This window comes from Actinoplanes sp. NPDC026670, assembly GCF_040638175.1.
In the GTDB taxonomy this organism is placed as follows: domain Bacteria; phylum Actinomycetota; class Actinomycetes; order Mycobacteriales; family Micromonosporaceae; genus Actinoplanes.
This window is the reverse complement of the sequence record NZ_JBEZXU010000136.1, coordinates 1-9,424: the sequence shown is the minus strand read 5'-3', so window position 1 is coordinate 9,424 and position 9,424 is coordinate 1. Positions and strand designations below refer to the sequence as shown.

The 9,424-nt window shown below is 71.0% G+C and carries 9 protein-coding genes; 5 read left to right on the top strand and 4 right to left on the bottom strand.

From position 1 onward, the window contains the following. Positions 1 to 747: 747 nt before the first annotated feature. The 3 genes from AB0E94_RS52060 to AB0E94_RS52050 are packed head-to-tail and all read left to right on the top strand — an operon-like array spanning position 748 to position 3,448. Positions 748 to 1,644 carry an ABC transporter ATP-binding protein gene (locus AB0E94_RS52060; protein ID WP_360344181.1) on the top strand — a complete coding sequence of 299 codons (897 nt, stop codon included), beginning with the start codon at positions 748 to 750 and terminating at the stop codon, positions 1,642 to 1,644. A 44-nt stretch (positions 1,645 to 1,688) separates the two neighbouring features. Continuing rightward, positions 1,689 to 2,693, top strand: coding sequence for an aliphatic sulfonate ABC transporter substrate-binding protein (locus AB0E94_RS52055; protein ID WP_360344178.1), 1,005 nt, complete (start codon positions 1,689 to 1,691; stop codon positions 2,691 to 2,693). Then, on the top strand, positions 2,690 to 3,448 hold the full coding sequence (locus AB0E94_RS52050) for an ABC transporter permease (protein ID WP_360344175.1): 759 nt from the start codon (positions 2,690 to 2,692) through the stop codon (positions 3,446 to 3,448). The genes AB0E94_RS52055 and AB0E94_RS52050 overlap by 4 nt, the downstream gene beginning before the upstream one ends. Here the strand turns inward: AB0E94_RS52050 and AB0E94_RS52045 are convergent. From AB0E94_RS52045 to AB0E94_RS52030, 4 genes are read right to left on the bottom strand one after another with little or no spacing between them, the layout of a single operon-like run. Then, complete coding sequence (locus tag AB0E94_RS52045) at positions 3,423 to 4,619, bottom strand: ABC transporter permease (protein WP_360344172.1); 1,197 nt, start codon at positions 4,617 to 4,619, stop codon at positions 3,423 to 3,425. The genes AB0E94_RS52050 and AB0E94_RS52045 overlap by 26 nt on opposite strands. Then, the gene (locus AB0E94_RS52040; RefSeq protein ID WP_360344169.1) at positions 4,616 to 5,284 is read right to left on the bottom strand and encodes an ABC transporter ATP-binding protein; all 669 of its coding nucleotides are present in this window, start codon (positions 5,282 to 5,284) and stop codon (positions 4,616 to 4,618) included. The genes AB0E94_RS52045 and AB0E94_RS52040 overlap by 4 nt, the downstream gene beginning before the upstream one ends. Further along, positions 5,281 to 6,363 carry an efflux RND transporter periplasmic adaptor subunit gene (locus AB0E94_RS52035; RefSeq protein ID WP_360344166.1) on the bottom strand — a complete coding sequence of 361 codons (1,083 nt, stop codon included), beginning with the start codon at positions 6,361 to 6,363 and terminating at the stop codon, positions 5,281 to 5,283. Before AB0E94_RS52035 ends, AB0E94_RS52040 begins: the two co-directional genes overlap by 4 nt. Next, entirely contained in the window at positions 6,360 to 6,926 is a 567-nt protein-coding gene (locus tag AB0E94_RS52030) for a hypothetical protein (protein ID WP_360344163.1), read from the bottom strand. Before AB0E94_RS52030 ends, AB0E94_RS52035 begins: the two co-directional genes overlap by 4 nt. Positions 6,927 to 7,067: 141 nt before the next feature. Between AB0E94_RS52030 and AB0E94_RS52025 the strand changes: the two genes are divergently transcribed. Both AB0E94_RS52025 and AB0E94_RS52020 read left to right on the top strand, forming a co-directional pair. After that, positions 7,068 to 8,441, top strand: coding sequence for a histidine kinase (locus AB0E94_RS52025; protein ID WP_360344160.1), 1,374 nt, complete (start codon positions 7,068 to 7,070; stop codon positions 8,439 to 8,441). Next, the gene (locus AB0E94_RS52020) at positions 8,438 to 9,094 is read left to right on the top strand and encodes a response regulator transcription factor (RefSeq protein WP_360344157.1); all 657 of its coding nucleotides are present in this window, start codon (positions 8,438 to 8,440) and stop codon (positions 9,092 to 9,094) included. Before AB0E94_RS52025 ends, AB0E94_RS52020 begins: the two co-directional genes overlap by 4 nt. Positions 9,095 to 9,424 lie beyond the last annotated feature (330 nt).

Sequence of the window (9,424 nt, the reverse complement as noted above, 5' to 3'; positions counted from 1 at the left end):
CGCGCCGCGGGTGTGGCGGACGGTGTCGGTGGCGGCGTTCAGCTGCCCCCACGCCGCCCCCGCCACGCCGCCTCCGCCACGCGGATCTTGCACGACTTTCCATGCTCGCGCCGATCTTGCAGCCCTTTCCATGCCCTGACGGGAAGAAAGCTGCAAGGTCTCCCCGGCGCAGTGGACCTTGCACGACAAACCACCCCCAGACGTGAAGAACCGTGCAAGATCTACACGGCTGGCCGAGGCCGAATCCTCGGCGAATGCGACATTCCAGACATCAAGCCGACGACCCAGTCGCCAGCGTGGCCGGCGCGATAGCCCGAAGGGTCGGCGGGAGAACATCGCACAGCAGAGGGATTGGCCGCGGATACGGCGAGAGCCTTGAAGAAGCTTCCGGGGCGCGTGCCAGCTTGCAAGATCCACTTCGCGGTGGCGGCCTTGCACGCTTCTTCATGCCGGGGCACATGTTCAGCTTCACGAGATCCGCCAGCACCGGGGCGTGTAGATGGCCGCAAGATCGGCCCGGAGGTGTGCATTCGTGCAAGATCTCGCGGCGGGGCCACTGTCGCCGTTCGGCGACTCATGACCGGCGCTGGTCACGGACGACCGCCGGAACCAGGCAGGTCCGGGTCATTGCTGCTCGCGGACTCCGGCCGCAGTGGACACGCCAGGCCGGTCAAGCCCCGGAGACGGGCCACCTGAATACCCACACACTCTAGTAATTCAATAGGATTAATAGGTATGCTGCGCGGCATGAGCGCAGTGCCCCTGGAGATCTCCGGCGCCGGCAAGGAGTTCACCACGAGCGGGCGGCGGCGGGCCGTACTGGCTGGGGTGGACCTCACCGTCGCGGCGGGTGAGGTCGTCGCCCTGCTCGGCCCGTCCGGCTGCGGCAAGTCGACGCTGCTACGCCTGGCCGGTGGGCTCGACACGCCCACCTCGGGGCGGGTGCTCGTCGACGGGCAGCCGGTGCGCGCCTTCGAGCCGCGCTGCGCGGTCGTCTTCCAGGAACCGCGGCTGCTGCCCTGGCGCACCATCGAGCGCAACGTCGCCTACGGCCTGCCCCGGGATGTGACAGGTGACCAGGCCCGCGCCGAGGTCGCGCACTGGCTCTCCGTCGTCGGGCTCGCCGAGTTCGCCAAGCACCGGCCCCGGCAGGTGTCCGGCGGCATGGCGCAACGGGCCGCGCTCGCCCGCGCGCTGGCCCGGCGGCCCGGCGTGCTGCTGCTCGACGAGCCGTTCGCGGCGCTTGACGCGCTGACCCGGCTGCGCATGCAGGATCTGCTGGCCGAGGTGCAGCGTACGGCCGGGACGACCGTGCTGCTGGTCACCCACGACGTGGACGAGGCGCTGCACCTGGCGGACCGGGTCGTACTGCTGGGCGCCGGGCCGTCCGCACCCGGCACCGCCGCAAGCGCCAGCCCGCCCTCCCAGGGGGAGCCCCCACAGGACAGTGTGGTCGAGATCGGGACTCTTCGCTCGGCCGCCTGTGGACAACCCCGCGCTGTGGATGACGCCGCCTCGATCCGGCTGGTGCTCGACGTCCCCGGCGCCCGCCCCCGGGACCGCGGCGACGCCCGGCTCGCCGCACTTCGCTCCGTGCTGCTGGCTGAGCTCGGTGTCCGTACCGCCGCTGCCGTTGCCTCCTGAACCACCGCACAACCGCAACGAATCCCCCTGGAAGGACCCCCGATATGAAGATCTTGCGGGCCGTTTTCGCGGCAGCCGCCGCGACCGCTCTGCTGGCCGGCTGTGTGCAGGGTGAGGATGCGCCCGCCGCGAACGCCGACGGCACGAAGTCGGTCGCGCTGCGGCTCGACTACGCCTACTACAACCCGGCCAGCCTCGTGCTGCGTGAGCAGAAGTGGCTGGAGACCGAGCTGGCCGGCAAAGGTGTGACGGTCAGCTGGCAGCTGTCGGCGGGCAGCAACAAGGCCAATGAGGCGCTGCGTGCGGACGCGATCGACGTCGGTTCGACGGCGGGTGCGGCGGCGCTGGTGGCGCGGGCGAACGGGTCGCCGATCAAGACGATCGACGTGTTCAGCCAGCCGGAGTGGGCGGCGATCGTGGTGCCGAAGGGTTCCACGGTCACGTCGGTTGCGCAGCTCAAGGGCAAGAGGATCGCGGCGACCAAGGGTACGGACCCGTACTTCTTCCTGCTCCAGGCGCTGGACGAGGCCGGGCTGAAACCGGCTGATGTGACGGTGACCAATCTTCAGCACGCCGACGGGAGGACGGCGCTGGAGCGCGGTGACGTCGACGCGTGGGCCGGCCTCGACCCGCTGATGGCGACGTCCGAGGTGGACGCCGGGTCCAGGTTGCTCTACCGGAATGTGGCGTTCAACTCGTACGGCGTGCTGAACGCGCGGGAGGCGTTCCTGGCCGAGCACCCGGATCTGGCGCAGTCGGTGGTGAACGCGTACGAGAAGGCCCGTCAGTGGATCAAGGCGAACCCGGACCAGGCGGTGGCGCTGTACGCGAGGGAGGCGAAGATCTCCGAGCCGGTGGCTAAGGCGGTGCTGACCGAGCGGACCGTGCTCGACGTCGATCCGGTGCCGGGCGCCGCGCAGAAGGCGGTGTTCGAGAAGATCCTGCCGGTGCTGGTCGCGGACGCCAACGTGAAGAGCGAGGCGGACGCGCGGACGGCGATCGACACGTTGTTCGAGCCGAGGTTCGCGACCGCCCGGGTCGTTTCGTGACGCTGCCACGGATCGGCCGGATCACCGCCGGGGCTGTGCTTCCGGCGGTGATCCTGGTCGGGTGGCATCTGGTCGCCGCGGCGGGGGTCTATTCGGCGGCGCAGTTGCCGCCGCCCGCCGAGGTGCTGTCCGCTCTGGGCGAGTTGCTGCGCCGTGGCGAGTTGTGGCACCACGTGGCGATCAGCACGCAGCGGGTGCTGATCGGGTTCGCGGTCGGGTCGGTGCTCGGGCTGACCCTGGGCGGGCTGGTCGGGTTGTCGCGGGCGGCGAACGCCGTGCTGTCGCCGACGGTGCAGGCGGTCCGGGCGGTGCCGTCGCTGGCCTGGGTGCCGTTGTTGCTGCTGTGGCTGGGTATCGGCGAGACCCCGAAGATCGTGCTGGTGGCGATCGGCGCGTTCTTCCCGGTGTACACCACCGTGTCGGCGGCGCTGTCGCACATCGATCCGCATCTGGTCGAGGTCGGGCGGGCGTACGGGCGGTCCGGGCTGTCGTTGCTGGGTACCGTGCTGTTTCCGGCTGCGACTCCGGCGATCCTGTCGGGGTTGCGGCTCGGGCTGGCGCAGGGCTGGCTGTTCCTGGTGGCGGCGGAGCTGATCGCGTCGTCGATGGGGCTGGGGTTCCTGTTGATCGACAGCCAGAACACCGGGCGTACCGATGTGATGCTGCTGGCCATCATTCTGCTGGCGCTGATCGGGAAGCTCAGCGACACGCTGCTGGGTCTGGTCACGTTCACGCCGTCCGCAGCGCCTCGGTAGGGGCCATCCGGGCTGCCCGCAGCGCCGGGTAGAGGCCGGCGACCGTGCCCACCAGCAGTGCGGCCGCCAGGCCGAGCCCGGCTGCTTCGGGTGGGATGATCGGCTGCCAGCCCCGGTTCTGGGCGAGGGCCACGGTGACGGCGGCGCCGAGCAGCACGCCGGTTCCGCCGCCGACCGCGCCGAGCAGCACCGACTCGACGACGAACTGTGCGGCCACGTGCCGACGGGCCGCGCCCAGCGCCCGCCGCAGGCCTACTTCGCCGCGCCGTTCGAGCACCGAGATGACCATGACGTTGGCGATGCCGATGCCGCCGACGAGCAGGGCCACCGCGCCGAGGCCGAGGAAGAGCGAGGTGGTGGCGTCGGCGACGGCCAGCCGGGCGGAGAGCACGTCGGACGGGCGGCTGACCGTCACCCGGCTGGGGGCCTGCGGGTTCGCGGCACGTGGGAGCATTCCGGCCACTTCGGTGGTACGGGTGGTGTCGGTGCGCACGTACACCCGGCTGGGGTGTCCGTCCCAGCCGAGGTCGGAGGCGGCGACGCCGAATCCGACGAGCGCGGCCCGGTCGATCTCCGGCGCCAGTTCGACCTGGTCGAGGATGCCGACCACGACGAACCAGCGGCCGCCGAGCCAGATCCGGTCGTCGCCGGTGAGGCCGGCGATGCCGAGCACGGTGGCCGCTTTGTAGCCGAGGACCACCACCGGGTAGTTCGCGGTGGATTCGTCGAGGAACACGCCGTGCAGCATGGCGGCGTCCAGGGTGGACAGCAGGGCGGTGTCGGTGGCGCGGACGTCGAGGCCGCCGCGGTGCGCGGCCGGGACCAGATCGGTGCGGTAGACGGCGAGGTCGTTCAGCTGCGCGGTCGCCGATGCGGCGACGACTCCTTCGGTACGGGCGACCGACGTCCCGGCGTTGTCCGGAAGTTGTGTCTCGTCGCCGCCGTGTGGTTCGGCGCTGGCCACGGTCAGCAGGTTGGTGCCGAGCCGGTCCAGCCGGGCGAGCACTTCGGCCTGGCTGGACCGGGTCACGCCGAGCACGGCGACCATGGCGGCGATGCCGATGGCCACGCCGAGCACCGACAGGGCTGCCCGGCCGGGCCGGGTCCGTAGTCCGATGGTGGCGACCGGCAGCAGGTCGGCGAGCCGGAGCCGGGACAGTGGGCTGCTCACGACGCCACCCTTCCGTCGAGGATGGTGACCTGGCGCTGGGCGGCGGCGGCCACGTGGGTGTCGTGGGTGATCACGACGATGGTGGCGCCGTCCCGGTTCAGGTCGCGGAGCAGTTGCAGGATGGCGTCGCCGTTCGCTGAGTCCAGGTTTCCGGTCGGCTCGTCGGCGAAGAGCACCGCGGGGCGGCCGATCAGCGCGCGGGCGATGGCCACCCGCTGCCGTTCGCCGCCGGACAGCAGCCGGGCCCGGTGCCGCATCCGGTGGCCGAGCCCGACCTGTTCCAGGGCCTGTTCGGCGGCGGCCCGGCGCCGGCGGGCGGGCACTCCGCGGTAGAGCAGGCCGGCTGCCACGTTGTCCCGGGCGTCGGCGTGGTCGAGCAGGAAGAACTGCTGGAACACCACGCCGAGGCGGTGGGCGCGGAGGCCGGCGAGGCGGCGTTCGCTCAGTTTCTCGAGGGCCTCGCCGGCGATGCGGACCGAGCCGGAGGTCGGCCGGTCCAGGCCGGCGGCCAGGTTGAGCAGGGTGCTCTTGCCTGATCCGGACGGTCCGACGACGGCGACCATTTCGCCGCTGTGCACGGTCAGGTCGACGCCGCGGACCGATTCGACGGGCGGGCTTCCTGGGTACGTCTTGCGCACGTCCACGAGTTCCAGGGCGGCGGTCACTGTTGTGGCACCTCCACCCGGTCGCCGGCCTGTACTCCGCCGGACACCTCGACGAGCCCGGTGACCTCGTCGAACAGGCCGGGTTCGACGTCCGCGTACGTGCCGGAGGCGAGTTTCACCCGGTAGCCGCCGCCGGGCCGGGCCAGTAGCGCCGACACCGGCACGGTCAGCACCTTCTCGCGGACCGCGGTGGCCAGGCTGACCTGCACCGACGCCTGGTCGTAGTCGGGTGTTCCGGCGGGCACCTCGATGCTCATGGTCACGTCGACGGTGGCCTGCTGCGGGTTGCCCTCGCCGTCGGTCGCCGCGGTGGCCACCTTTCCGACCCGTACCACCGCGCCTTTGGCCTTGATGCCGCCGGGCAGGGTGAAGGCCACCTCGTCGCCTGGTTTCAGCTGGTTCTGCCGTTCGGCGGTGACCGCCGCCGTCACCACTCGTCTCGTGCTGGTGCCGGTCAGCACCGGCTGGTCCGGGCCGGCGCCGGCGCCGACGGACGCGGTGGTCCCGCCGACCCGGATCTCGCCGGACAGGAAGACCACGGTGCCGAGGGTCAGGCTGCCGGTCCGGGTCACGCCCCATTTCTTCTGGAGGCGTTTCACCGCGGCCGCGGTCGCCGCCGTGAAGTCGGTGTCGACGGTCATCTCGTGGCCGGGGTCCATGCCGAGGGCGCGCAGGTTGCGTTCGAGCTGGCGGACGTCCTCGCCGTCGGTGGTCCAGAGGTTCAGGTCGCGGTAGGCGGGGATGTCGCCGTAGAGCAGCCGGACCGCCGTGCCGTCGACCCGGTAGAGGACGCCGCCGCGGGCCACCCGGGCGCCGGCTGGGGCGATTCCGGTCAGCACTCCGGCCGGGCCGCGGTGCACGACCGAGTAGGTGCCGTCGAAGCCGTACGTGCCGGACAGCCGGAACCGCTGGCTGACCGATCCGCGGGTCACCTCGGCGGTCTCGGTCGGCACCTCGGTGGCGCCGGCGGCGGCTTCCGGTTCGGTGGTCAGGGTCCAGCCGGTGACCAGCACACCGGCGGCCACCACCACGCCGGTCAGGGATCCGGCGATCAGCCGGCTTCTGCGCCGCACGGTCATTTGCCGATCGAGATCGGGCCGGACCAGTGCTCCCGGCAGGTTTCCAGGGCGTTCCTCAGTCTCGGCGAGTCCTTCGGGTTCTCCTTCTCCAGCGGGGTGCCGACCAGCGGGAACTTGCCGTCGGAGGTGGGGTCCGGCCATTCCGGTACGCCGTTGTCGCGCAGGCACTGGGCGAACTTTCGCAGCGCGTCGACGTCCTCCGGGCCGGGGCCCTGGCCGGCGCCCTCCTCGGGCTCCTGGTCGATGGCGCCCTGCGGCACTTTGTCGTACAGGTCCTGGCAGGCGGTTCGCGCGTTGTCGAACACCTCGTCGCTGTACTTGTCCTCGAGCGCCTCCTGCTCGCCTTCCGGCAGTTTCAGGCGGTGCTCCTCGACGAACGGCTCCGGCACGTCCGGGATGCCGTTGTCGCGCATGCACTGGACGATCTGCTTGCCCAGGGTCAGCAGGTCGGCATCGGACATCGACGACGACGGGGCGGCGGACGGATCCTCGGCGGCCCCGGGGGCGCAGGCGGACAGCGCGACGAGCGTGGCCGCCGCGATGCATCTCATGACGATTCTCATGGCAGTCAGGCTGGCCCGCGGGGTCCCCCGGATCGTCCGCGAACGGTCGGATTCCGGGCCGCCCGGGTATGCCCACGGTATGACGGGCGGGTCTGACCGCGGGGTGACGGCACGGGGCCGGCGGCTCTTTAAACTGAGCGAATGTCCTGGATGAAGGGCCTGGCGTGGCTGGCGGTCGACCTGGTGGTCGCGATCGTCCTCACCGCCGTGTCGGCGGAGGAGCTGAGCGACGACCTCGACAGGTGGTACACGTTCACGCTGATCATGGTCGTCGGCCTGCTGCTGTGCCGGCACTGGCCGCTCGCCGCGGTCGTTCTCACCGCGATCGGTGCTTTCGGCCACCACGTGCCCGAGCCGTCCGGTGTGGAGGCGCTCGACCTGACGGTGCTGATCGCGTTGTTCGCGCTGGCCGCCGCCGACGACAGGCGACGCCGGGTCGGTGCGATCACCTGCGGCTCGCTGATGGCGGTGATCGTCGTGCTGAGCCTGACCCTGCCGTGGCCGGCCGGCGACACGGCCCAGTTCTCCATCGACACGCGGGGCATCGCGGTCCATGCCGAGCGGGCGATGATCCCGATGCCGCAGCCCGAGGTGCGCGGCTTCGACGACCGGCTGCTCCAGAGCAGCGGCCTGCTGCTGGCGCTCGCCGCCGCCTATCTGCTCGGCGACAATCTGCGCGGCCGGCGCATCCACCTGCGCATCCTGGAGCGGCGCGCCACCGATCTCGAGCGGGAGGGGCGGCAGCGGGTCGCGCTCGCCACCGCCGCCGAGCGGGCCCGGATCACTCGCGAGCTGCACGACGTCGTCGCCCACGGGCTGTCGGTCATGGTGGTCCAGGCACAGGGGGCGGCTGCGGCTTTGAAAAGACATCCCGACCGTACGGAGACCGCGCTCCGTGACATCGTCACCACCGGCCGGTCGTCTCTGGCCGAGATGAGGCGCCTGCTGGCCATCGTCCGCGAGGAGCCGGAGCTGGCCCCACAGCCGGGTGTGGACGCCCTGCCCGAGCTGATCGACCGGATCCGGTCGGCCGGCACGGCAGTCACGTTCACTGTCGACGGTGATCCGGTCCCGCTGCCGGCCGGGGTGGACCTGTCGGCGTACCGGATCGCGCAGGAGGCCCTGACCAACACGCTGAAACACGCGGGCGCGGGCGCGGCGGCCCGGGTGCGGCTCGGCTACCACCCGGACCTGCTGGAGATCGAGGTGTCGAACGACGGTCGCCGCCCACCGCCCCGCCTGCTCGACGCCACCGGAAACGGCCTGCGCGGCATCGCCGAACGCGTCCGCCTCCTCGACGGCACGCTGGAGACCGGCCCTCTGACCAGCGGCGGTTTCCGGGTCCTGGCCTGCCTGCCCTTGAAACCCCCCACCCCGACCCTCGCCGCCCCCTCCGCCACCTCCACTCCCGCACCCTCCACCCCCGCACCTTCCGGCGGCGCGCCTTCCGCTGCGGCGGTTGGCGATGTGGCGGTCGGGGATGATTCGGCGGTGCGGATGGTGAGTGACTCATGAGCATCCGGGTTGTGCTGGTGGATGATCAGGTTCTGGTGCGGACCGGGTTCCGGATGATCCTGGACGAGACCGGCGACATCGAGGTCGTCGGTGAGGCCGGAGACGGGGCCGCCGCGCTGGAGGTGACCGCCCGGACCCGGCCGGACGTGGTTCTGATGGACGTGCGGATGCCCGGCGTCGACGGGATCACCGCCACCGAACGGATCCGGGCGCTCTGCCCGGCGCCGAAGGTGATCATCCTGACGACGTTCGACCTGGACGACTATCTGTTCGCCGGGCTGCGGGCCGGGGCCAGTGGTTTTCTGCTCAAGGACACCCTCGCCGACGACCTGATCGCCGCGGTCCGGGTGGTGGTCTCCGGGGAGGCGGTCACCGCACCGAGCGCCACCCGCCGGTTGATCGCACATTTCGTGAACGCCCCGGCAACGCCACCGGCCCGCCCGGACAGCCGGCTCTCGACGCTGACCGCCCGCGAGCGTGAGGTGCTCGTCCTGATCGCCCGCGGACTGTCCAATGCGGAGATCGCCATCGGTCTGAGCGTCTCCGAGGGAACCGTGAAAACCCACATAAGCCGCATCCTGGCGAAGCTCGGACTCCGAGACCGCGTGCAGGCGGTGATTCTCGGCTACGAGTGCGGCCTGGTCCACCCGTAAACCCCGGACAGAGCCGAGCGATCACCACAGGGGCGCCCAAACCCCGGAGATCTTGCACGATTCTCCGCCCTACCCCGATCGCGAGCGGTTATGTCGCATTCGCGGTTGATTCGCACCCGCCCGGCCCTATGGATCTTGCACGGTTCTCCGTGTTGGCCGTGATCTTGCATGGTTCTTCACGTCGGGGTGTGTCCGATCTTGCACGCCTCTTCACGCTGGCAGCGATCTTGCACGGTTTTCAGGCTCTCCGGTCGTATGTGTGGGTGGTTTGAGGGGTTTAGACAGGCGCACGCCGTTGCAGGCCTTAGGTTCCGGTTTGTCGAGACAGGA

Coding starts and splice junctions, on each gene's coding strand:
- AB0E94_RS52020 (WP_360344157.1), top strand. CDS start 8,438: ATGAGCATCCGGGTTGTGCTGGTGGATGATCAGGTTCTGGTGCGGACC.
- AB0E94_RS52035 (WP_360344166.1), bottom strand. CDS start 6,363: ATGACCGTGCGGCGCAGAAGCCGGCTGATCGCCGGATCCCTGACCGGC.
- AB0E94_RS52030 (WP_360344163.1), bottom strand. CDS start 6,926: ATGAGAATCGTCATGAGATGCATCGCGGCGGCCACGCTCGTCGCGCTG.
- AB0E94_RS52060 (WP_360344181.1), top strand. CDS start 748: ATGAGCGCAGTGCCCCTGGAGATCTCCGGCGCCGGCAAGGAGTTCACC.
- AB0E94_RS52055 (WP_360344178.1), top strand. CDS start 1,689: ATGAAGATCTTGCGGGCCGTTTTCGCGGCAGCCGCCGCGACCGCTCTG.
- AB0E94_RS52025 (WP_360344160.1), top strand. CDS start 7,068: ATGTCCTGGATGAAGGGCCTGGCGTGGCTGGCGGTCGACCTGGTGGTC.